This window comes from Actinomyces glycerinitolerans (assembly GCF_900098745.1).
Taxonomy (GTDB): Bacteria; Actinomycetota; Actinomycetes; order Actinomycetales; family Actinomycetaceae; genus Actinomyces; species Actinomyces glycerinitolerans.
In genome coordinates this window covers 132,421-153,701 of sequence record NZ_FQTT01000009.1, presented here as the reverse complement: position 1 = coordinate 153,701, position 21,281 = coordinate 132,421, and the positions used below count along the sequence as shown (strand labels likewise).

Sequence of the window (21,281 nt, the reverse complement as noted above, 5' to 3'; positions counted from 1 at the left end):
TGCCCCGGCGACCCCGCCGGGGCACTGCCGGCTTCGGCCGGATCCCATCCCGTTTCCCCGTCCGTAAGAACCCGACCGTATGAAAGGCTCATTGTGACCACCCGGACCGTCCTCGTCATCAACTCCGGCTCCTCCTCCATCAAGTACCAGCTCGTCGACCCGGACTCCGGCCAGTCCCTGGCCTCGGGCCTGGTGGAGCGCATCGGTGAGGAGACCGGCACGATCATTCACCGGCACGCCGGGGAGAAGACCCAGTTGGACGAGCCGGTGCCCGACCACGGCTACGGCCTGTCCGAGGTGCTGCGCCTGTTCGACGAGAAGGGCCCGACCCTGTCCGAGGCGAACATCGTGGCCGTGGGCCACCGCGTGGTTCAGGGCGGCCGCTACTTCTCCGGCCCGGCCCTGGTGGACGAGGACGTGATCGCCAAGATCAGCGAACTGGTGCCGCTGGGCCCGCTGCACAACCCCGCCCACCTCAAGGGCATCGAGGTGGGCCTGGAGCTGCTGTCCGACGTGCCACACGTGGCCGTATTCGACACCGCCTTCTTCCAGGACCTGCCGGAGGAGGCCGCCCGCTACGCCCTTAAGCGCGAGGTCGCCGACAAGTACTCCATCCGCCGCTACGGCGCGCACGGCACCAGCCACCAGTACGTCTCCGGTGAGGTATCACGCATGCTGGGGCGCGACGACCTCAAGCAGATCGTGCTGCACCTGGGCAACGGCGCCTCCGCCTCCGCCGTCGTGGCCGGACACGCCGTGGACACCTCCATGGGGCTGACCCCCCTGGAGGGCCTGGTCATGGGCGGGCGCACCGGTGACATCGACCCGGCGGCGGTGTTCCACCTGGGCCGCGTGGCCGGCATGAGCGTGGACGAGATCGACTACCTGTTCAACCGCGAGTCCGGCATGAAGGGCCTGGCCGGGGACAACGACATGCGCGAGGTGTGGAAGCGCATCGACGCCGGCGAGCAGGACGCCCGCGACGCCATGGACATCTACCTGCATCGTCTGGTCAAGTACGTGGGCGCCTACACGGCCGTCATGGGCGGCCTGGACGCCCTGACCTTCACCGCCGGCATCGGCGAGAACGACGACCGGCTGCGCGCCGAGCTGGTGGAGCGCCTGGGATTCATGGGGATGCGGATCGACGCCGACAAGAACTCCGTCCGCTCCGGCGACGGGCGCATTGTCTCCACCCCGGACTCGGCCATCGCCGTGCTGGTCTACCCCACCAACGAGGAGCTGGCCATCGCCCGCCAGGCCATGACGCTCATCTGAGTTCCACGTAAGGGCGGTGACGGGAGCATTAGAAGAGCGTGTCGGCCCCGGTCGACGCCCGTCGCCGCGGTTCGGCGCCCGGCTCTGCGGAGTCAGGCGCCGACGCGTCCCCGCCCACCGCTGCGCTCCCGCCGGGACGGGTCCAGCCGGGGCCCGTCGGCACACTGGCGCCCCGCTGATAGGCGGTGGCGGCGGCGCGGGCGCGCTGGTCGGCGGCCTCGTTCAGGGGGTGGCCGACATGCCCGCGTACCCACTCGAAGCGCACCTTGCGTCCGCGCATGGCCGCGTCCAACTGCTTCATGAGGTCGTCGTTGAGGACCGGCTTACCGTCGCCCTTGCGCCATCCACGTTTCTTCCAGCCATGAATCCACTTGGTCAGGGAGTTGATGACGTACTGGGAGTCGGCCTGGATGAGCAGTTCCTCGCCTGCCAGGCCTGCCTGCGCCGTCGCATGCAGCAGCTCTAGCACGGCGGTCAGCTCGCCGCGATTGTTGGTGGAGTTCTCCCAGCCGCCCGCGGCCCAGCAGTCCTCATCCACATACCAGGCCCAGCCGGCCGGGCCGGGATTTCCCAGGGCGGAGCCGTCCGCCGCAGCAATGATCGTCATGGGCGCACCCTACCGGCTCGACTCACCGACCTATCTCACCTGGCTGCAGGTCGGCCGAATGCCGAGGTACATCGATATGGCGAGTTATCGGCGCAAACATGTGTGCAGGATCAGGGTTCTTCGTTGACTTGGCGGGGAAAGTCGGAGCCAATTAACAGTGGGGCATGATTCAGCACGCCTCGCACTAACACAGGCCGTGTTTTGCACGACCCTGGTGCGCGTTCCACGACCTTGGTGCCTGTTGCACGACCACCCCGGGGTCGTGGAAAGCGCACCAGGGTCGTGCAGTGTCGCCCGGGGTCGTGGAAAGCCACCCCGGCCCCGGCGCCGGACACCACCACCCACACAAAACCCCGGCCGAACGAACCAGCAGGCAGACCACAACACGCCCCAACCACACACATCCGCGCCGATAACCCGGCCTCCCCACGACACGCCGGCCTACAGCACCGCATTCGCGCCGATAACCCACACTCACACTGACAATCCCCTGCCGGCGGTACGGGACCGGCGAAATGAGCGAAGCCCCCGGGACCTTGTGGGTCCCGAGGGCCATCGCCGTGGCTCCGACCGGCGCCGTCCCGCTGCAAAGGACGCGCCACCTGCGAACCCGTCTCAGGGAGGCGGGCGCAGGTGGCGCGTCTTGTGCGGTTAGTGCGTCAGGCGTCGAGGTCGGTCTCGAGGAGGGCCTTGAGCTCCTCCAGGGCGCCGTCGGCGCCATCGGCGTCGGAGGCGAGGGTGACTACGTCGCCGAAGCCGGCTCCGAGCGTCATGACGCCCAGGATGGAGGAGGCGTCAACGGGGGCGCCGCCCTCCTTGGCGATGGTGACGGGGACGCCCTTCTCGGCGACGGCCTTGACGAAGGTCGCGGCGGGGCGGGCGTGGAGGCCGACCTTGGAGGCGATTGTGGCGGTGACCTGGGCCATGTGTACTCCTTTGAGAGAACCGGGATCAGCGCGCGGGATGCAGGGATTGCACCTTTGCGCCGATGCGAACCAGCACGACGGCTGATGTCAGGCTCACACTACCCGACTTCACCGCTGCGCGGCTGCGAACAACGCCACGAATACGGTTTGGACCTTCACTCGCTGTGCGCGGAGGTCTCGAACAGCAGGTTGACCTGCTCGTTGTAGTCGGTGAGCGTTGACGCGGGAACCCGATCCACCCAGACCGCGTCCACCGCCGGCGTAATGATCGCGTTGACGTCGGCGCCGAAGTAGGTCAGCGGGAAGAAGAAGGTCTGCCCGCCCTCCTCCAGGTACACCGTGAAGGCATCGGTCGACAACCCGGTCTCCTCGAACACCTCAATGGCCTTCTCGGTGGAGGAGGAGATGGCCGGGAAGACGATCCCGTAGGAGGCGACGATGTCCTGCGCCTCGGCGGTACCCAGGAAGGCCACCCACTGGGCGGCCAGGTCCACCTTGTCCGAGTCCTTGACGATCGAGTCTCCCAGTCCGTTGAACAGGGAGGCGCGGTTACCGTTGGGACCGATCGGGGTGGGGGCGATGCCCACGTTGATGTCGAGCCCCGCGAAGGTGTTGAACATCCACGCCCCGTGAATCGCCATGGCGATGGACCCCGAACCGAGTTGGATATCGGTGCTAGTGGCGTCGGAGAAGGCCCCGTTGGGGTTCAGATAGCCCTTGTCCACCAGCCCGAAGTACCAGTCCAGGGTGCGCTGGAAGTCAGGATCGTCGTAGCGGTAGTGGGTGCCCCAGGTCTCCTTGTCCGTGTAGTACCAGTCCCCCACGGTGGCGGTGAAGGGGCTCCACGAGGTCTGGCCGTCGTTGGAGCCCGAGTTCTGGATGCCGAGCCCATAGACCTTCACGTGCTTAGGGTCGAAGCCTTCCTGATCACCGCGCACATTATTCTGGTCCACGGTGAGCCGCGCCAGGATCCGCTCGAAGCTGCCGCCGTCCTCCGGGTTCCAGTCGCAGGTCTGGATCTCTTCCTCGGAGATACCGGCCTCGGCGAGCATGTCCTGGTTGTAGAACAGCGCCACGGTGTCCCAGTCCTTGGGGCAGCCGTACTGGTGGCCGTCGTCGCCCTTCCACAGGTCCAGCAGTCCGTCCTGGAAGGCGGACTCGTCGACACCGGACCAGGCGGGTTGCTCGTCCAGCGGCACGAGCACGTCCAGGTCTACAAACTGGGCGAATCTGGCGATGTGGTCGACGAACGCGTCCGGGCCGGTGCCGGCGATGAAGCCGGCGGTCAGCTTGGTCCAGTAGTCGTTCCAGCCGATCTGGGTGATGTTGACGGTGATCCCCGTCTTCTCCTTGAAGCGGTCCGCGCAGGCCTGATACGCGGGCTCCTGGCTCGCGTCCCACAGCCAGTAGTCGATCGTGTTGGACTTCGTCTGATTGTCACCGCCGGAGCAGGCCGCGAGCGTCAGCGCCGTGGCGCCGGCGAGCGCGCCGGTCAGCAGGCTCCGGCGAGTGAGCATGAGCTTGTTGTTCATCTCGCGTTCCTCACTTGATTCCGGTGAAGCCGATGGAGTTGACGATGCGCTTGGCCGCCACCATGAACAGCAGCAGCATCGGGAGGGCCGCCACGAGCGTGGCCGCCATGAGTCCGGACCAGTCGGTGCCGGAGGTGGGCGCCTGGGACCGGAAGACAGCCACGGCCACCGTCAGCACGCGGGAGGAGTCCGTGTAGGACACCAGCAGGGGCCAGAAGTAGTCGTTCCAGGCGGTGATGTAGGTGATGATCGCCAGGGTGGAGATCGGTGCGCTGGCCATCGGCAGGATCAGCTGGAAGAACACCCGGATCTTGGAGGCGCCGTCGAGCAGGGCGGCCTCCTCCAGCTCGCGCGGGATGTTCATGAAGAACTGGCGCAGGAAGAACACCGCGAACGGCGTCATGAACATGGTCGGCAACGCCACGCCCAGCAGGTTGTCGATGAGTCCGATCTGCTTGACCAGCACGAAGTTGGGCAGCAGCGTGAAGATCGAGGGCACCATCAGGGCTGCCAGGAACAGGGTGAACACCGCGTCCCGGCCGCGCCAGCGCAGGCGGGCGAAGGAGTATGCGGCCATGGCGGAGAAGAACACCTGGCCGGCGGTGACCAGCGTTGCCACGATCACCGAGTTGCGCAGGTAGATCCAGAAGTTCATGGAGGCGCCGGAGCCGCCGTCGGCCAGGGCCTCCTCGGTGGACTGCATGCCGAACACACGGGCGAAGCCGCGCAGGTTGAAGTCAACCGGCAGGACCGAGGTGGGGTCGGAGGTGATCCCGGCGTTGGAGGACAGGGCGGTGCGCAGCACCCAATAGAAGGGCAGGATCGTAATGACGATGATCAGGGCCATGAAGATCCAGGCGATCACCCGCCCCACGGAGATGCCGTTCTTGCGGGTGCGGCGGCTCTCGGCTGCGGGGCTCGCATCGGGGGCGGTGGTGGTCAAAGCGCTCATGCTTGCTCGTCTCCTCTCAGTCCAGGTCCGTCTCGCCCGCACGGGTCATGCGGTACTGGAGAATGGTGATGGCCGCCAACACGATGAGCAGCCCCACCGCCATGGCGGAGGCGTAGCCGAACTGGAAGCGGCTGAAGGCCATGTCGTAGATGTAGTACTGCAGCACGCGGCTGGCGTTGACCGGGCCGCCCTGGGTGGTCACCGAGACGGTGTCGAAGACCTGGAAGGAGCCGATCATCGTCATGATCAGCACCAGCGCCAGGATGGGGCGCAGCAGCGGCACCGTGATCTTCCAGAACATGGTCCACTCGCTGGCGCCATCCATCTTGCCGGCCTCGTAGACCGTCTCCGGAATGGACTGGAGCCCCGCGAAGATCAGCAGGGCGGTGTAGCCCACGTGGCGCCACACGTTGATCAGGGCGATGGTGGGGATGGCCAGGGCGGAGGAGAAGAAGTTGACGCTCTCCCCGGTGATGGCGGAGATGATCTCGTTGGAGATGCCCAGCGTGTTGTCCAGGATCCACAGCCAGAGCATGGCGACGACGACGTTGGACACCAGGTAGGGGGTCAGCACGATCGAGCGCACCAGCGTCGACTGGGTCAGCCGCTGCATGAGCACGGCGATCACCAGCGCGAGGATGGTCTGGAGGCCAATGTTGATCAGCACGTACTCCAGCGTCACCTTGACGGCGTTCCAGAAGATGGAGTCGCCGATCATGCGCTGGTAGTTGCTCAGGCCAATGAACTGCTCCGGGGTCAGCAGGTTGTACTCGGTGAAGGACAGCCAGATGCCCCGGATCAGGGGCCAGATGTAGAAGGCGACCAGGCCGATGCCGGCGGGAATGATGAAGGCGATGCCGAGTAGGCGGTCATCCTTCGGTTTCCTGCGCAGCGCCGGTCCGGCGGCGGCGGTCGCTGTGGACATGGGCGATACTCCGTTCCTGGCGGGATTTGGATCGGGAAATACGGGTTGGTGGTCAATCGCTCCGGTGCGACGACGCAGCCAGGGTCAGGCGGCGCGCCCTTGGGCGCGGGGCGGCTCAGACGGCGGTGACGCGCACGAGCAGCATGTGGTCGGGGTGGATGACGGGCAATGACAGGCCGTTGTTCACCAGGTACGAGCCCGGCAGGACCACCCCCTCGGGGCGGGTCCAGGCGGCCTGGTAGACGTGGCCCGCGTACAGGGGCGCAGCCAGTTGCACCCGGTAGGTGCGCTGCGGGTCAAGGCCGGGCAGGGGCCGGGGAGCACCGGGCCAGGTGAGCGCCTGTCCCAGGCTGGTCAGTCCGAACAGGGCGTCGGAGCGGTCCGGGGCGACGACGCCCTGAATGCGTACGACGTCGTCCTCGTCGACGTCGGCGTGGACGACGGTGCCGGAGTGCAGCAGGGGGCGCAACTGCTTGTGCATGCCGATCAGCTCCGCCAGGCCCTGCTTGTCGGCGTCGCTGGCGCTCAGCAGGTCCCACTCCACGCCCATGTGCCCCCACAGGGCGGTGGCCGCACGGAAGGAGATGTCCAGGCTGCGCAGCGTGGTGTGGTCGCGCCCGGAGCCGACGTGGGTGCCGATCAGTTCGGGCGGAAGTAGCAGCATGGTGCCGCGGTTGATGTTGGCCCGGTCGTGGGCGTCGTTGCAGTCGGAGGTCCACACGCGCTGGGTGTGCTCGATGATCCCCAGGTCGATGCGGCCGCCGCCGCCGCAGCAGGACTCGATCTCCAGGTTCGGGAAGCGCTCGTGGAGGGCGTCCAGTAGCCGGTAGAGGGCGAGGGTCTGGTCGTGGATGGCCGGGGCGCCGTAGCGGGTGCCGAGTGCGGCGTTGGGGGCCATGTGCCCGGCGGCAAGCACCGTGGAGTTGTGGTCCCACTTGATGTAGGCCAGGTCCAGGCGCTCCACCAGGTCGCTGATGGCACCGAACAGGTAGTCCCAGGCGCCCGGGGCGGTCAGGTCCAGCACCCGCTGGTGGCGGTGCTCGACGGCGCCGCCGGCCCCGTCGGACAGGATCCAGTCGGGGTGGGTGCGCGCCAGCTCGGAGTCGCGGTTGATCATCTCCGGCTCGAACCACAGTCCCAGCTCCATGCCCAACTCGCGCACGTGCTGCGCCAGCGGTTCCAGCCCGGTGGGCCAGACCTCCGGGGAGACCTGCCAGTCGCCCAGGCCGGAGGTGTCGTCGCGGCGCGAGCCGAACCAGCCGTCGTCGACGACGAAGCGCTCGATGCCGATGGCGGCGGCCTCGTCGGCCAGGGCCTTGAGCTTGTCCAGATCGTGGTTGAAGTAGACGGCCTCCCAGATGTTCAGCAGCACGGGTCGCGGGCGGGCGGGGTAGGAGGGCAGGGCCCGCACGTGGGCGTGCGCCCGGGCGGCGAGTGCATCCAGGCCCTCCCCCCAGGAGCCGACCACCCACGGGCTGGTGTAGCTCTGGCCGGGGCCGAGCACGATCTCACCGGGGTGGAGCAGCTCCCCGGCCCCCAGTAGCCGATAGCCCTGGGCGGGGTGGGCGGCCAGGGCACGGGTGTTGCCGGACCAGGCGAGGTGTACGGCGTGGACGCGGCCGCGGCGCCATCCGAAGCCGGCGGTGCCGGCGACCAGCCAGGTGACGGCGTCGTGACCGGTGCGGCCCTCCCAGGACTCGCGCAGGCGGGTGCCAGGGGTGAAGGGTGTGCGCACCGGCTGCCGTTCGAAGGCGTGGTGGCCGGTGAAGTCGAGCAGCTCGGTGGCGTCGGCGGGCACCGGCAGGAGCGGGGTGAGTTCGTCGACCTCGAGGGGTGCGGCGTCGGGGCCGGCCGCGTCGGCGACCTCGGCGCGCAGACGCACTAGTCCGGAGGGCTCCAGACGCAACACTGTGGTCAGGACGATGCCGTGGACCGGGTCGGTGGCGGTGGAGGTGACCTGATCGGCCTGGCCGCCGGGGGCGTCGACCGCCTCGACCGTGTGGGTGACGTTCTCGGGGTGGATGGAGAAGGCCGAGCCGTCGGCGCGGTGCAGCAGAACGGCGGGGCGGGCGGACCAGCCCAAGTGTGGCAGCGGCAGCACAGGCAGATCCGGGGTGGTCCAGGTCTGGTTGGAGCCGGTAGCCGTGTTCTGGGCGATGCCGACGTCGGCGAGGGCCGCACCATCGAGCTCACCCAGGTCCTCGCCCCAGTGCCGCACGACCGGGTGCCGGTCGGGCATCAGGTCCAGGACCAGTGAGGTGCCGGCCCGGCGCAGGTGGACGATACGAGAGTGGGACACGGGGTCTCCTTCGACTTATGTGGGATCTGCGGCTGGGATTGCGGACTGTTGCCCGTGGGCCCGGCCGCCGCGGCGCGGCCGGACTGATGCATAGCGATTATTTTCTAGTCGAAGAAATGCGTGACGTCAACCACCGACGCCGTGTCCCCGTCGGGTTATCCACAACCGGGCAGCGACGAGCGCAGCTACGGCCCGGGCACCCCAGACCCGAGACCGCCGACGCTCACTTGGGCCACCCGCGCCCGGCTGGGTCCTTGCCCGCTTTCACCCCCTCCCCGGCGTACTGCTGGCGAAACCGGCGATCATGCGCCACGATCGCTTCATGACGCCGGCCCCCTCACCCGCCCCGCCCGAAATTCCCGCGCTCGGAACCAGCCCGGTACGCGCCGTGCTGCTCGACGCCGACGGCGTTTTGCAGCTGATCGGCACGCCCTGGGATCAGGCGCTGACCAACGGCGGCGGGGAGCGCTTCTGCCGTCGTCTGCTCGCCGAGGAGGGCCCCGCTCTGAGGGGAGACGAGGATCTGCGCACCCTGCTTGAGCGGCTGGTAGACGAGTTACGGCTCGGCGCGAGCGTGGAAGAACTGCTCGACCTGTGGTGGCGGGCCACGCCGGACCCGGCCGCCTGGCAGGCGGTCCGCGAGCTGCGGGCCGCCGGCTACACCACGGTGCTGGCCACCAATCAGCAGCACGAGCGTCGCGCCTGGATGCGCTCGGCACTCGGGTACGACGGACTGTGCGACGTGGATGCCTACTCCTGCACGCTCGGCGTGGCCAAGCCCAGCGCCGAGTACTTCCGCACGGTGCTGGACCTGGTTGGCGTGGCTCCACAGGAGGCGCTGTTCGTGGATGACAGCGCGACCAATGTGTCCGCGGCGGCGACGCTCGGCATCCGCACGGTGCACCACCCGGCGGACGCGGGCGGGGACCTGCTGCGCCGCGAGATCGTCGCCGTGCTCGACGGCACCGCAGCGGCCTGAGTCGCCTCCGCCGGGTAATACGGCGTTCTGTCGTCTCCTCGGTCGGCGCTGCACGCAGCCGACCGGGCCCGACTCAGCGCTCTCCTCCTGCGGGAGGAGAGGTACCCGGCTTTTCTCATACTTTCGGAACCCAGACTTCATCCGCACGGACTTGCCAGGCATCGGCGGTGGTACAAAACTCAAGCCTGTGAGCGCAGCGGGTGCGGCGCCTGGAAGGATCACCATGACGAGCATTACGACGTCCGGAAATGTGCGGGAGCAGCGTCAATCCTCTCCCGCGGCCCGGACGTCGGATGCCGTGAGGGCCACAGCCGCCGCCCGTCGTCGTTTCGATGCTCGCCTGCAGGATCCGGCGCGACGTGCTCCGCGCGTATTCCGGCACCTCATCGACCGCATTCACCGGCTGCTGCCGGGGTTCCTGCGCCGCCGAGTACCGGTGACCTTCATCGGCTACGCGCTCATCAACGGCTCCGGATTCGTCATCGACATCAGCTTCCTAACGCTGTTCTACGAGCAGTTGCACTGGTTCTACCCCCTGGCCGTCACCGTGGGCTATGCGATCGCGGGCGTGTACTCGCTGCTGCTCAACCGCTGGTTGAACTTCCAGTCGCACGGCTCGCTGGTCTCGCAGGGGTCGCGCTACGCCGTCGGCCTGGTCTCACAGTACGTGATCTTCATTCTGGGCCTGTCCAGCCTGCTGCACCTGGTGGGGGTGAACGCGGAGCTGGCGCGGCTGATCTCGGCCTGCTGCGAGGGGATCTACCTGTACGCACTGATGCGCCTGTGGGTGTTCCGCGGCACGCCCGAGCCCGTCGGCGAAGCCGCCTGATCCCGCCCGCGTAAGCGCGGACGGGCGGCGACTGCAGGCCGGTCGCCGTCGCCACCCGCTTACCCGCCGTTCACCAGCAGGCGCGTGTGGTCTCCGTGGGCCCGTCCAGCTCGGTGAAACCCGCATCCACCACCGACACCGGCCGCGGGCGATTCCGCCAAGAGGCCTCCGATGGGAAGACGACGCGTACCCGGTAGCCCTGCGCGGCCCAGCGCTCCCGCAGGTCGGTGGGCAGCTGCGGGCTCTCCCAGGCGAGCTGGGCGGCGTGGGCGACCTGCGCGCACAGCTTCCCGCTGGTCATCTCCTCCAGCGGAGTGACTTCAACCGTTACCGGGGCCTGCTGCGAGGCCGAGTCACTGGTGAGCACGATCCCGCGGGCGGCGGCGGGGTCCTTGGCGACGGCGGCCGTGATCGCGGCGGGCGGCGGGGGCAGCTCGCCCCCGTGCGGGAAGTGGGTGCCCTCCACCTGGGTCTTGGCCAGCGCGGGCGGCAGTGGACGGACGGGCCCGGGCACGATCGCGCGCGCCTCGGCCCTCCCCCAGCCCGCCGGTCCGTCCTGGGCGACGGTGACGCCCGGCAGCTCCTGAATCTCATCCCAGCGCCGACCGCGAGCGCGGCGCACCAACTTGCGGATGCGCCCGTCACGCCAGTACTCCACGGCGTCGTGCCAGGGGCCGCCGGGGGCGGACTCGGGGGCGGCGAGCAGGGCCACGACGGCGCGGGCGCTGGCCTCCGCGACGTCGATGCGGCGGGGCGGGTGGACCTTGTCGTAGTGGACGGCGATTTGCATGGCCCAGGGAACGGGGTGGTCGGCATGAGCGGATGGGGAGGGCGAATCGGCCGCACCGGGGACGTTTTGCGGGGACAATGGCTGCATGCGTCACATTATCTGGGACATGGGCGGCACCCTGGTAGACACCTACCCGGAGGTCGACCGGGTGCTGTGCGAGGCGGCCTTCGGCGACGCCGACCCCGCCCACCTGCATCACGTGACCGAACTGACCCGTCACTCCATCGCCCATGCGATCGCCACGCTCAGCGAGGAGCGGCGCCTCGTCCCCCACGGGCTGGAAGAGGCATACGACGATCTGAAGAAGCGGTGGCACACGCAACCCGCGCCGGTCATGGACGGGGCGCGGGAAGTGATGGCGCGGGTACGGTCCCTGGGCGGGTTGAACCTGCTGGCCACACACCGGGACCGCGACTCCGCCACTGCCCTGCTGCAGGGGCTGCACTTGAAGATGGATGACATCGTCTGCGCCCCGGACGGAGTGGCCCGCAAGCCCAGCCCGGACATGAACCTGCTGCTGGCCGAACGCCACCGGCTCGACCCGGCGGAGGTGCTGTGCGTCGGCGACCGACCGATCGACGTGGTGGCAGCCCGGGAGGCGGGTATGCCCGCGGCGCTGCTGGTGCGCCCGGGGACGTCGGTGACTCTGCCGGATGATGCTCCCGGAGCGCTGGTCGTCGCCAGCCTGCGGGACCTGCTCCCCCTGCTGGACTGAGCCCCCGGCCCAAGGGGCTTGCCCTCGGACTCCGCCCCCGTCGCTTAGACCGTCGTGCCCGGCAGGCGCATCAGCAGGGCGTCGCCGTCGAAGACGAGGCCCGCGTAGCCGTCCACGTGGGCGGCCTCCTGGAAGCCGGCGGCAAGGTGAGCGGCGACGGAGGCGTGGTTGGCGGTCTCGACAACACTGAACAGGTCCTCCCCCGGATCGATCTCCTGCACGGCGGCGCCCACCGCGGCCAGCAGGGCACGGCCGATGCCGCGGCTGCGGGCGCCGGGATCGACGATCAGACCGGAAACCATCCAGCGCTCCGGGCGGTCATCCTCCAGGTCCCCGGGCAGGATAAACGCACCGGACAAGGCGACCGGGGCGGCCGTGTCATCAGCTTCGGCCGCGTGGGCTACCGCATCGACCTCGGCCGACCGTGCGGCCGCGCCTCCGGCCCCGGTGGGCTCAGCGTCGTCGGCGGGGAGGGAGGCCAGCAGCAGCACCGGTAGGGCGGCAATCATGCGCGGCGCCTGTTCCAGCGCCTCCTCCACGGTGATCCCGCGCAGGGCCAGCAGGCGGGCAACCCGCGCCTCGTCGTCGGGACGGGCGGGACGAATGGTCACGCCCGACGGCGCCGCGGTCATGCCCGTTCCCCCTCTGCGTCGGCGGGGTCGGTCGGCGGGCTACCCGCCTGCCCGTCGTATGAAGCCAGTTCCACGAGGTTGCCGTCCGGGTCGCGCAGGTAGACGCTGTGCATGGGCCCCCGGGCTCCGGAGCGGGCGACCGGGCCGAGCTCGATCTCGGTTCCCGTCCGGGCCAGGTGCGCGACGACGTCGTCGAGCGGCGCGTCGACGACCAGGCACAGGTCGGCGCTGCCAACGGTGGGGGCGGCGGCCTCGGGGGTGAGGCGCCCGTCGGCGGGACGCAGGTTGAGTTTCTGGTTCCCCAGCCGCAGTGCGACCCGGCCGCCGTCGAAGGTGAAGGCCTCCAGGCCGAGTACGCGCGTGTAGAAGTCGACCGCGGCGGGGACCGAGGCGACGGTGAGTACGAGGTGGTCGATGCCGGTGACGCGCATGGGAGCCATCATGCACCCGTGGGCCCCGGCGCCGCCTGTACGACGACGCCGGGGCCCACGCAGAGGCCGACAACCCGGGCGGTTCATCCCGAGCCGTTTACCGGGCTCCCGCTACGAGGCCCGCCCCAGCGGGTGAGTTCCGGGGTGCCGGGAGACGGCCCGCACCTCGTGCCGGGGAGTGTGCGGCCCGCTCGCGGCCCAGTCGGCGCGCGGATGCGGCGGGTTGACCAGGATGGCGTCACCGGTGGCGTGGTCGGGCTCCAGCTGCCAGCTGGGCCGGCGCAGCGCGTAGAAGATCAGCGGCGGCACCCCCAGCCCCACGATCACCAGCCCCACCACCAGGGCGTAGCCGACGGTGCTCAGTCCGGTGAAACCGGACGGACGCACGAAGGACAGCACGAAGGCAACCGCACAGGCCACGAAGCCGACGCCGGCCACCAGCCCCATCGCGGGTGTGCGATAGGTGCGCTGCACCTGCGGGCGGGTGGCGCGCAGACGCAGGGCGGCGGCGAACAGCATCATGTACATGATCAGGTATAGGGCGGCGGCCATGTCGATCAGCGTGACGAAGGCGGTGTTGCCGTTGGGGATCACCACGAACAGCAGCGCCAGGATCGTCACGATGACGCCCTGCAGCAGCAGGATCGAACGCTGCACGCCGGCGCCGTTGCGCCGCTGTAGCGCCGGAGGCAGCAGACCGGTGCGGGCGGCGGCGAGCAGGCCCTTGGACGGGCCGGCGATCCAGGTGACCACGGAGGCGAAGGCGCCCAGCGCGATCAGCAGCGAGATCACCGGTGTGCCCCAGGCCAGGTGCCAGTGGTCGAAGAAGGTCTTGAAGGCCAGGTTGATGCCGTCGACTACTCCGAGGCTGGCCTTGGGCACGGCGACCGCGATCGCCAGGGTCGGCAGGATGAAGATCGCCAGGATCACCACCGCCGAGATCAGGACGGTGCGCGGATAGCCGCGGCCGGGGTCGGCCAGGTCGTTGGCATGCACCGCGTTGACCTCCATGCCCGCGTAGGCGAGCACGTTGGACACGATCAGCACGATGGAGGCCAGGCCCGTCCAGGGCGGCAGGATCGCCGACGTCGTCAGCTCCGTCTGGGAGGGCGTGCCGGAGATCAGCCAGGCGGCGCCGAAGATGATCAGCAGCGCGGCCGGGAAGAGCGTGCCGATGATGCCGCTCCACGAGCCGACCTTGGCGAACAGGTTGCCGCCGGCCAGGGTGATGAGGGTGGATACCCAGTACAGGACGATGATGACACCGGCCACGTACACGCCATTGTTCGCCAGCGTGCCACGGCCCAGCACGTAGGACAGGCTCACGGCGATGAAGGCGATTTGAGTGGGGTACCAGACCACGTTCTGCACCCATTGCAGCCAGATGGCTACGAAGCCCCAGCGCTCCCCGAAGGCCTCGCGCACCCAGATGAACACGCCGCCCTTCCAGCCGGTGGCCAGCTCCGCGGCCACCAGCGCCGTCGGCACCATGAACAGCACCGCCGGGATGATGTACAGCACCACCGAGGACAGGCCGTAGCCGGCCATGGCGGGCAGGGAGCGCAGCGAGGCCACGGCCACCACCGTGAGCATGGCCAGGTTGAATACGCTCATTGAGGCGGGCGGGCGGACCGCGTCCTGGCTCGGCCCGACGGCGGCGGGTGCGGCAGGAGCGGCAGGAGCGGCAGCCCCGGGCGCGGGCAGGTCCCCGAGCGTCCCGGCGGGTGGGTGGCCGGACCGGGCACCGCGAAAGGCGGATATGCCAGACGGGGCGGGTGAGTTAGCGGTGCTGGCGCGAGCGCCGTCGTCGGGGAAGGAGGTTCCGGCAGCACTGCCGGTGGTTTTGACGGACATTTCGACCCCTCAGTGGTGGAAGGCGGTGGGGCGGTTCGACTCGTGGGGCAGCGGCCCGTCGAGCCGGTCGAGGTAGGCGACCTCGGCGCGCATGTCCTCCAGGAGGGCGTCGGCCATGTCGTGGCTGAGCCCGTTGCGGACGACGATCCGCTGTACGGTGACGTCGGTGAGGTCATCGGGCATCGGGTAGGCGGGGACCAGCCAGCCCTTCATGCGCAGCCGGTCGGACAGGTCGTACAGGTTCCACTTGTCGGCGTGGTCGGCGCGCAGCCGCCACGCGAACACGGGGATGTCCGAACCGTCGTTCCACAGTTCGAATGGCCCCATGGCGGCGACCTGGTCGGCCAGGTAGCGGGCGACGTCGCGGCTGTTGGACTGTACCCGGCGGTAGCCGTCGAAGCCGAGCCGCAGGAACATGTAGTACTGCAGCAGCACCTGGGCGCCGGGGCGGGAGAAGTTGAGCGCGAAGGTGGGCATCTGCCCGCCGAGGTAGGAGACCTCGAAGATCAGCTCCTCGGGGAGGGCGGCCTCCTCGCGCCACACCACCCAGCCGATGCCGGGGTAGACCAGACCGTACTTGTGGCCGGAGGTGGAGATGGAGGCCACCCGATCGATGCGGAAGTCCCACTCCAGTTCCGGCTGGATGAAGGGGGCGATCATGGCCCCGGAGGCGCCGTCGACGTGGATCGGGATGTCCAGGCCGGTGCGCTCTTGGATGGCGTCCAGCGCCTGGGCGATCTTCGCGACCGGCTCGTACATGCCGGTGTAGGTCACCCCCATGATGGCCACGACGCCGATGGTGTTCTCGTCGACGTAGTCCTCCAGCCGGTAGCCGTCCAAGACCTTGTGCTCCTCGGTGATGGGCACGTACCGGGGCTCGACGTCGAAGTAGTTGCAGAACTTCTCCCAGCACACCTGCACGGCGCTGGACATGATCAGATTCGGGCGGTCGGTGGGCTTGCCGGCGGCGCGGCGGGCGTTGCGCCAGCGGCGCTTGAGCGCCAACCCGCCCAGCATGCAGGCCTCCGAGGAGCCGATGGTCGAGGTGCCGATGGTGTGCTGCGGATCCGGCGCGTGCCACAGGTCCGCGAGCATGGTCCAGCAGCGGGTCTCGATCTCCGCGGTGCGCGGGTACTCGTCCTTGTCGATCATGTTCTTGTCGGCCGCCTCCAGGTACAGGCGGTTGGCGCGTTCGTCCATCCAGGTGCCGACGAAGGTGGCGAGGTTGAGCCGGGCGTTGCCGTCCAGCATCGCCTCGTCGTGGACCACCTGGTAGGCGGTCTCGGGCAGCGCCTCCCCGCTGGGGAAGCGGAACTTCGGCAGGTCATAGGCCTCGCCGGGGCGGGCGAACAGCGGGTTGAGCTCACTGCTGCCCGGATCCGGGGCGGAAGAACCGTCGAATACTGGCCGCGACATGTCGGATTCTCCTTTCGGTTGGCAACGATTGACATAGGAATATCACCACGCCGTGCTTGCCACCACACACACCAGACAATAAGGCCGCATTTGCAATTTACCACGGATATTCCTCCCAGCTTTCCGAAACAATTGCTACACCTGCCAGCATTCTTCAAGCTTTTCTTTCTAGCCGACGTCGCCAGGAGTCACTTGAAAAGCACCAGAAAGCAGGCTGGAAATAGTCGCACAAATTCATGCAAGCGCGCAGGCGCGCCGCGTACACCCGCAATTTGAACAGCACCTGAAAGCGTCCACGGAAAAGCCTGAACCGGCCGCCGGATTTGTGCCCACACGGACTGCGACAAGACGGGCTCTCCATGTTCGAAGGCGCGCTGGGGTCGTGAAATACACCCCGGGCACGCTCCCCAGCACCGCCGCCAGCCTAGATCGCGGTTCATGCAGGGACTGCGACGGTGTGGTCCGATAGGCTGCGAGCAATCCACGCATTGACAGCTCCCTGCCTCACGGCCCAACTGGAAGGCACACCATGAAACTGCTTGTCCTCGGCTCCACCGGCCCCACCGGCATGCACGTCCTGTCCCACGCGCTGGACCACGGTGACGACGTGAGCGTCCTGGTGCGTAGCCCGGAGAAACTGGGGAAGCAGTCGGGCCGCATTGCCGTCACCGTCGGGGATGCACGCAACGCCGACGATCTATCCCACTCAATGGTCGGCTGCGACGCCGTAGTCTCGGCGCTGGGCCGCGGCGCCTCTCCCCGCAACGGCGGATTGTTCACCGATGCGGCCGAAGCCGTCATTGAGGCCGCGCACACCACCGGTGTCAGACGCTTGGTCTGGCTGTCCTCCTTCGGGGTCGGGGATACGATCCGCACCGCGACGCCGCCACAACGCTTCCTCTACCGCAGCTTCCTGCGCGGCATCTACGCGAACAAGGCCGCAGCGGAGAAGTTGCTGCGTGACTCCGATTTGGACTGGACGCTCGTCTACCCGACGACGCTTACCAACGGCCCCGCCCAGGGGCGGTATCGGATCGGGGAGTCACTGGTGATGCGCGGCAGGGAGCGCATCGCCCGTGCCGATGTAGGCGCTTTCATGCATGAGGAGGCGCACGCGGACCGCTGGGTGCGGCGGGGTGTCGTCATCTCCGACTGAGCCTGCGACCCTGCCTCGAGTCGGCTGCAACGACTCCGGTTCTTCCGGTTTGTGGTCACCCACATCCGCACTGACCATGCCATGCCGGTTCGCCGTGCCCGCGGCGGTTGCCGACATCCCCGCGCCCGGAGGCGGTGCCACCTGCTACGCCACTTCACCGTCTGCAACGCCACTTCGGGGTTAACAACGCCTGTTAACGGTCTACTGAAGGGCTCCGAGGTATACAGCAGACCGTTAAGTAGCGTTGTTAACGTCGGACCCGCGTAGCAGACACCCCCACCCACCCCGCCCCAAGCACGAAGAGCCATGAATCCGGCCGAAGCCACCGTCGGTTGACTTGTTCGTGACATTATGGCTGTGTGAGTTCCCCGAATCAGTTCCAGCCCGGCCCATACAGCACGCCGCCCTACGGGTACGTGCCGCAACCCGGCGGCTACCCGCAGTCGGCCGCCCAGCCGGGCGCCTGGCAGCCGCCGCAGACCTTGGCCGCTGGGCAGTATCCGCCCGCACAGCAGAGCCCGTCTGGTTTCCCCGCATATCCGAACGCGCAGCAGCCGACACCCTACGGGTACATTGCCACACCACCCACTCCTTATCCGGTACGGCCGAGGCGGAAGCAAGTGGCGCTCATATCCGCGCTGGCGGTCGTCCTCGTACTGGCCATCACGGGCTCCATCGTCCTCGTCTTACGGGGACGCGGCACCGACGACGTCCCTGAGAACAGCCTCTGGTCGCAGGCCTGGGTGGATGGCTTCGAGGAGGCCTGGTCCCTCGAGGCTCCCGCAGACTTCCGTGGACAGGAGATGTCGACGCGCGTCCACGACAACCGCCTGGTGAGGATTACCAGCACGTCCACGACTGCTACCGTCACCGTTTTCGACATCTCCGGAGATAGCCCCGAGCAACTGTGGGAGACCCAGCAAGAGGTTACCGAAGTCGTCGACAGGACAAGGCTCTGGGACCGTCAGATCATCGTCGAGAACACGCTGATAGACATCGACTCCCAGGCACGCAGCGCCGCCCCCTGGGACGCGGAGGCCAGGGTAAGCGTCACGTCAGCGGGTGCGATCGCCTGTGTCGAAACCACCTGCCGGTGCTGGTCGAGTCCCTCCGAAATGCTGTGGGAGACCGACTTCGCCACGGATAGCCCGATGACTGTGCTGTCGTACGCAATCGTGGACGGGCATGTACTCGCCAGCTCATCCGATTACGACTACTTCGTGGTCGACTTGAACACCGGCGCCACAAACCAGCTGGACGCGGACAAGTACACCATCCAGCAGCCACTCGCCGACGGCTGGCTGGTTCACACCAGCGGCGACTTGCATGCCGACGCAACCATCGACCTGTACGAGGCCGATGGCACCCTCAGCGAATCGTTCAAGTTCAACCGTAACACGTCGTTCTCCGCCTACCCATGGTCACCTACGCCTTTCACGCGGGAACAAGCCCGCCTTTGGCTGGAGAGCTTCGACACCTCCTGGGCTCCATCAACCTACACCATCTCAGAAGCCGACCACGATTGTCAGTCGATCACCATCAACGGCAACGACGTCGTGCTCGGCGAGCCTAACTCCCTGGTCCAGGCGAGACGCGGGGGAGCATGCACCTCCACCAGCGCCCTTCAGGCCCTGTATCACTCCGGACAGGGACAGGTACAGAGCTTCAACAAGACGGACGGAGACGAACAATTCCTGGTGCTGGTGGACATGGTTACTGGACGCAGCTCGGAGCCGATTCCCCTTGGCACGAGGGAAGAATTCGCAGGTTATACACCTCTCGGAGACATGCTCATTGTCGAACTCGAATCCGGTGAAATCCTCGCCTACCGGCCCACCACATCATAATCCGGCTCTTCTGGTTTGAGAGTGTGGTGGGCTGACGGGTCGGTTCGCCGGGCTGCTGGTTGGCGTGCGCGTCCCGGCGGCGTGATGCGTGGCGCGTTGGGCAGGGCTGCAGGGTGGCTCACGGTGGATCAGGCGCGTCGGATCGTATGTTCGGGTCGGCGGTTCGTGCGAACCGTCCGCCCCACCACACGCCGGCCCCACTGGCCCGGCACAGCGAGCTCTTAGAGCCGGCCTGGCCCCGCCGACGACGTCCTCATCGGCCCGAACACGGCCTCCCACACCCGAACGTAACCACCGCGCAACTGCCGCCGGGACCGAGCCACCACACCGACATGCACGAACAGCCCGTCATCAAACCCCGCGCCGCGACGTCATCATCTTGGCCTGAGTCTGCGGTCAAGCGTCGAACCGACCACATATGAACCGCGCCAAACAGTACCGACAGGTGGCCTATTCGTGACATTATCGGCGACATGACTGAGCCTGGCCAACCCCAGCCCAACCGGAACAACATGCCTTCCCCGCAGGCTCAAGCCGGCGGTTTCCAACAGCCACAAGACCAACCCGGAGCCTGGCAGCAGCAACCGCAATACCCACCGCCGGTGCAGTATCCGGCCGCGCAGGGCTCTCCCCAGTACCCCGCCGCGCAGGGCTCTCCCCAGTACCCGGCCGCACAGGGCTCTCCCCAGTACCCCGCCGCACAGGGTTACCCCCAGTACCCGCCCCAGCAGCAGCCGGCGGGAGCCTACGGGTACCTCGCCACACCCCCACAGGCCACGCCGACGCAGTACCCGGCCGCACAGAGTTATCCCCCATACCCGCCCCAGCAGCAGCCGGCGAGAGGCTACGGGTACCTCGCCACACCCCCACAGGCCACGCCGACGCGGTCGAAGCGGAGGCGAGTGGCGCTCGTGGCCACGTTGGTGGTCGTACTCGTGCTGACCATTGGAAGCGTCACCCTGTTCATCCGGAACCGAGGCACCGACGACCCCTGGTCACAGGCCTGGCTGGATGGCTTCGAAGAAGCCTGGTCCCTGAAAGCGCCAACCGATTCCGACGGCCAGACGTTGTCCACAGCCCTCCTTGAGGATCGACTGGTGCGTGTAGCCAGCACATCCAGCACCGCAACCATCACCGTGTACGACGTCTCCGGAGACGCCCCCGAGCAACTGTGGGAGACCGAGCAGGACATTACCAACACCGTTGTCTGGCCGGCGCTCTGGGACCGCCAAATCATCATCGAGAACACGTTCATAGACCTTGATTCTCAAGCGCGCAGCGACGCCCCCTGGGACGCCGACGCCCGCGTAACGATCATGTCAAACGGCGCGGTCGCCTGCGTTGACACCACCTGTCAGTTCTGGTCGAGCCCCTCCAAGAAGCTGTGGGAGGTAGAATTTCCTACCGACACCGCCGTGGAAATGTGGTATTCCCGCACCGACGACTATTCAATCGTCAGCTCAATTGAATATGAGGACTACTTCGTGGTCGATTTGAAGACCGGGAACATGAACCGACTTGACGGCAAGAAGTACGTATTCCCATATAAACTGAACGACGGCTGGTTAACATACGAGGGCAACGCTTCAACGGAGCCCACAACTTATCACCTGTACGAGCTCGACGGCACCCCCAGCGAATCATTCAAATCCGACCACCAGTACGACTTCTCCGAGTATCCTTGGTCACCAACGCCTTTCACTCGGGAACAGGCCCGGCTGTGGCTGGAAGACCTCGACCTCTCTTGGGCTCCCGCCACCTATACGGTCTCGCAGACAGACTCGGACTGCGACTCAATCACTATCAACCGCAACGACGTCGAACTCGGCGAGACCAATGCCCTGACCAATGCAGAATCTGGTGGCGAGTGCACGGGAACCTCCCCCGTGCAGGCGCTGACCTACGCCGGCTACGGCCAGGTCCAAAGCTTCAACATACAGGATGGCGATAAACGCTACCTGATGCTGGTGGACATGCTCACCGGGCGCTCATCAGAGCTGATTTCTCTCGGTTCGTTCGATGATTTCGCGAGCTATGGCTTGCACGAAGACCTGCTCCTCGTCACCTATCAGTCCGGCAAAGTCGTCGCCTACCAGCCGAACTCCTAGCCGGA

18 protein-coding genes are annotated in these 21,281 nt (G+C 67.5%); 7 read left to right on the top strand and 11 right to left on the bottom strand.

Annotated elements, in window-relative coordinates:
- Positions 1-93 precede the first annotated feature (93 nt).
- The gene (locus ACGLYG10_RS04830; RefSeq protein WP_073328477.1) at positions 94-1,278 is read left to right on the top strand and encodes an acetate/propionate family kinase; all 1,185 of its coding nucleotides are present in this window, start codon (positions 94-96) and stop codon (positions 1,276-1,278) included.
- Positions 1,279-1,306: 28 nt separating this feature from the next.
- On the opposite strand, the gene ACGLYG10_RS04825 is transcribed toward ACGLYG10_RS04830, so the two are convergent.
- The 6 genes from ACGLYG10_RS04825 to ACGLYG10_RS04800 form a co-directional block, all read right to left on the bottom strand.
- Positions 1,307-1,885, bottom strand: a complete 579-nt coding sequence (locus tag ACGLYG10_RS04825) for a ribonuclease H family protein (protein WP_073328474.1) — start codon at positions 1,883-1,885, stop codon at positions 1,307-1,309.
- 659 nt (positions 1,886-2,544) lie between these two features.
- Positions 2,545-2,811, bottom strand: a complete 267-nt coding sequence (locus ACGLYG10_RS04820) for an HPr family phosphocarrier protein (protein WP_073328472.1) — start codon at positions 2,809-2,811, stop codon at positions 2,545-2,547.
- 155 nt (positions 2,812-2,966) lie between these two features.
- On the bottom strand, positions 2,967-4,343 hold the full coding sequence (locus ACGLYG10_RS04815) for an ABC transporter substrate-binding protein (protein WP_073328469.1): 1,377 nt from the start codon (positions 4,341-4,343) through the stop codon (positions 2,967-2,969).
- A 10-nt stretch (positions 4,344-4,353) separates the two neighbouring features.
- On the bottom strand, positions 4,354-5,295 hold the full coding sequence (locus tag ACGLYG10_RS04810; RefSeq protein ID WP_073328466.1) for a carbohydrate ABC transporter permease: 942 nt from the start codon (positions 5,293-5,295) through the stop codon (positions 4,354-4,356).
- A 16-nt stretch (positions 5,296-5,311) separates the two neighbouring features.
- Complete coding sequence (locus ACGLYG10_RS04805; protein ID WP_073328464.1) at positions 5,312-6,220, bottom strand: carbohydrate ABC transporter permease; 909 nt, start codon at positions 6,218-6,220, stop codon at positions 5,312-5,314.
- 115 nt (positions 6,221-6,335) lie between these two features.
- Positions 6,336-8,519, bottom strand: coding sequence for an alpha-galactosidase (locus ACGLYG10_RS04800; protein ID WP_244542582.1), 2,184 nt, complete (start codon positions 8,517-8,519; stop codon positions 6,336-6,338).
- 322 nt (positions 8,520-8,841) lie between these two features.
- Here ACGLYG10_RS04800 and ACGLYG10_RS04795 point away from each other — a divergent pair, with 322 nt between their 5' ends.
- A complete protein-coding gene (locus ACGLYG10_RS04795) occupies positions 8,842-9,498 on the top strand; it encodes an HAD-IA family hydrolase (RefSeq protein ID WP_073329255.1) in 657 nt (218 codons plus the stop codon).
- 223 nt (positions 9,499-9,721) lie between these two features.
- The gene (locus tag ACGLYG10_RS04790) at positions 9,722-10,327 is read left to right on the top strand and encodes a GtrA family protein (RefSeq protein WP_073328461.1); all 606 of its coding nucleotides are present in this window, start codon (positions 9,722-9,724) and stop codon (positions 10,325-10,327) included.
- 70 nt (positions 10,328-10,397) lie between these two features.
- Here the strand turns inward: ACGLYG10_RS04790 and ACGLYG10_RS04785 are convergent, their stop codons facing one another.
- Complete coding sequence (locus ACGLYG10_RS04785) at positions 10,398-11,117, bottom strand: aminoacyl-tRNA hydrolase (RefSeq protein WP_073329253.1); 720 nt, start codon at positions 11,115-11,117, stop codon at positions 10,398-10,400.
- 85 nt (positions 11,118-11,202) lie between these two features.
- Between ACGLYG10_RS04785 and ACGLYG10_RS04780 the strand changes: the two genes are divergently transcribed.
- Positions 11,203-11,832 carry an HAD-IA family hydrolase gene (locus tag ACGLYG10_RS04780; RefSeq protein WP_073328458.1) on the top strand — a complete coding sequence of 210 codons (630 nt, stop codon included), beginning with the start codon at positions 11,203-11,205 and terminating at the stop codon, positions 11,830-11,832.
- 44 nt (positions 11,833-11,876) lie between these two features.
- Here ACGLYG10_RS04780 and ACGLYG10_RS04775 read toward each other — a convergent pair whose 3' ends face one another.
- The 4 genes from ACGLYG10_RS04775 to ACGLYG10_RS04760 all read right to left on the bottom strand — a co-directional run bounded on the left by ACGLYG10_RS04775 (position 11,877) and on the right by ACGLYG10_RS04760 (position 16,165).
- A complete protein-coding gene (locus ACGLYG10_RS04775) occupies positions 11,877-12,464 on the bottom strand; it encodes a GNAT family N-acetyltransferase (RefSeq protein WP_073328456.1) in 588 nt (195 codons plus the stop codon).
- A complete protein-coding gene (locus tag ACGLYG10_RS04770; protein WP_073328453.1) occupies positions 12,461-12,895 on the bottom strand; it encodes a VOC family protein in 435 nt (144 codons plus the stop codon). The genes ACGLYG10_RS04775 and ACGLYG10_RS04770 overlap by 4 nt, the downstream gene beginning before the upstream one ends.
- A 111-nt stretch (positions 12,896-13,006) precedes the next feature.
- A complete protein-coding gene (locus tag ACGLYG10_RS04765; protein WP_211482975.1) occupies positions 13,007-14,749 on the bottom strand; it encodes a glutamate/gamma-aminobutyrate antiporter GadC in 1,743 nt (580 codons plus the stop codon).
- A 9-nt stretch (positions 14,750-14,758) separates the two neighbouring features.
- Positions 14,759-16,165, bottom strand: coding sequence for a glutamate decarboxylase (locus ACGLYG10_RS04760; RefSeq protein WP_073328449.1), 1,407 nt, complete (start codon positions 16,163-16,165; stop codon positions 14,759-14,761).
- A gap of 529 nt (positions 16,166-16,694) precedes the next feature.
- On the opposite strand from ACGLYG10_RS04760, the gene ACGLYG10_RS04755 reads away from it, so the two are divergent.
- The 3 genes from ACGLYG10_RS04755 (at position 16,695) to ACGLYG10_RS04745 (ending at position 21,276) form a co-directional block, all read left to right on the top strand.
- Positions 16,695-17,321: an NAD(P)-dependent oxidoreductase gene (locus ACGLYG10_RS04755; RefSeq protein WP_073328446.1), complete on the top strand. Its 627-nt coding sequence runs from the start codon at positions 16,695-16,697 to the stop codon at positions 17,319-17,321.
- A gap of 620 nt (positions 17,322-17,941) precedes the next feature.
- Positions 17,942-19,168, top strand: a complete 1,227-nt coding sequence (locus ACGLYG10_RS04750; RefSeq protein ID WP_073328444.1) for a hypothetical protein — start codon at positions 17,942-17,944, stop codon at positions 19,166-19,168.
- A gap of 902 nt (positions 19,169-20,070) precedes the next feature.
- Positions 20,071-21,276: a hypothetical protein gene (locus ACGLYG10_RS04745; protein ID WP_073328441.1), complete on the top strand. Its 1,206-nt coding sequence runs from the start codon at positions 20,071-20,073 to the stop codon at positions 21,274-21,276.
- Positions 21,277-21,281 lie beyond the last annotated feature (5 nt).

Bases quoted from the DNA above. Each gene is read 5' to 3' on its own strand.
- ACGLYG10_RS04790 (WP_073328461.1), top strand. From the start codon at position 9,722: ATGACGAGCATTACGACGTCCGGAAATGTGCGGGAGCAGCGTCAATCC.
- ACGLYG10_RS04805 (WP_073328464.1), bottom strand. From the start codon at position 6,220: ATGTCCACAGCGACCGCCGCCGCCGGACCGGCGCTGCGCAGGAAACCG.
- ACGLYG10_RS04775 (WP_073328456.1), bottom strand. From the start codon at position 12,464: ATGACCGCGGCGCCGTCGGGCGTGACCATTCGTCCCGCCCGTCCCGAC.
- ACGLYG10_RS04815 (WP_073328469.1), bottom strand. From the start codon at position 4,343: ATGAACAACAAGCTCATGCTCACTCGCCGGAGCCTGCTGACCGGCGCG.
- ACGLYG10_RS04770 (WP_073328453.1), bottom strand. From the start codon at position 12,895: ATGCGCGTCACCGGCATCGACCACCTCGTACTCACCGTCGCCTCGGTC.
- ACGLYG10_RS04765 (WP_211482975.1), bottom strand. From the start codon at position 14,749: ATGTCCGTCAAAACCACCGGCAGTGCTGCCGGAACCTCCTTCCCCGAC.
- ACGLYG10_RS04785 (WP_073329253.1), bottom strand. From the start codon at position 11,117: ATGCAAATCGCCGTCCACTACGACAAGGTCCACCCGCCCCGCCGCATC.
- ACGLYG10_RS04810 (WP_073328466.1), bottom strand. From the start codon at position 5,295: ATGAGCGCTTTGACCACCACCGCCCCCGATGCGAGCCCCGCAGCCGAG.
- ACGLYG10_RS04820 (WP_073328472.1), bottom strand. From the start codon at position 2,811: ATGGCCCAGGTCACCGCCACAATCGCCTCCAAGGTCGGCCTCCACGCC.
- ACGLYG10_RS04795 (WP_073329255.1), top strand. From the start codon at position 8,842: ATGACGCCGGCCCCCTCACCCGCCCCGCCCGAAATTCCCGCGCTCGGA.
- ACGLYG10_RS04780 (WP_073328458.1), top strand. From the start codon at position 11,203: ATGCGTCACATTATCTGGGACATGGGCGGCACCCTGGTAGACACCTAC.
- ACGLYG10_RS04755 (WP_073328446.1), top strand. From the start codon at position 16,695: ATGAAACTGCTTGTCCTCGGCTCCACCGGCCCCACCGGCATGCACGTC.
- ACGLYG10_RS04825 (WP_073328474.1), bottom strand. From the start codon at position 1,885: ATGACGATCATTGCTGCGGCGGACGGCTCCGCCCTGGGAAATCCCGGC.
- ACGLYG10_RS04760 (WP_073328449.1), bottom strand. From the start codon at position 16,165: ATGTCGCGGCCAGTATTCGACGGTTCTTCCGCCCCGGATCCGGGCAGC.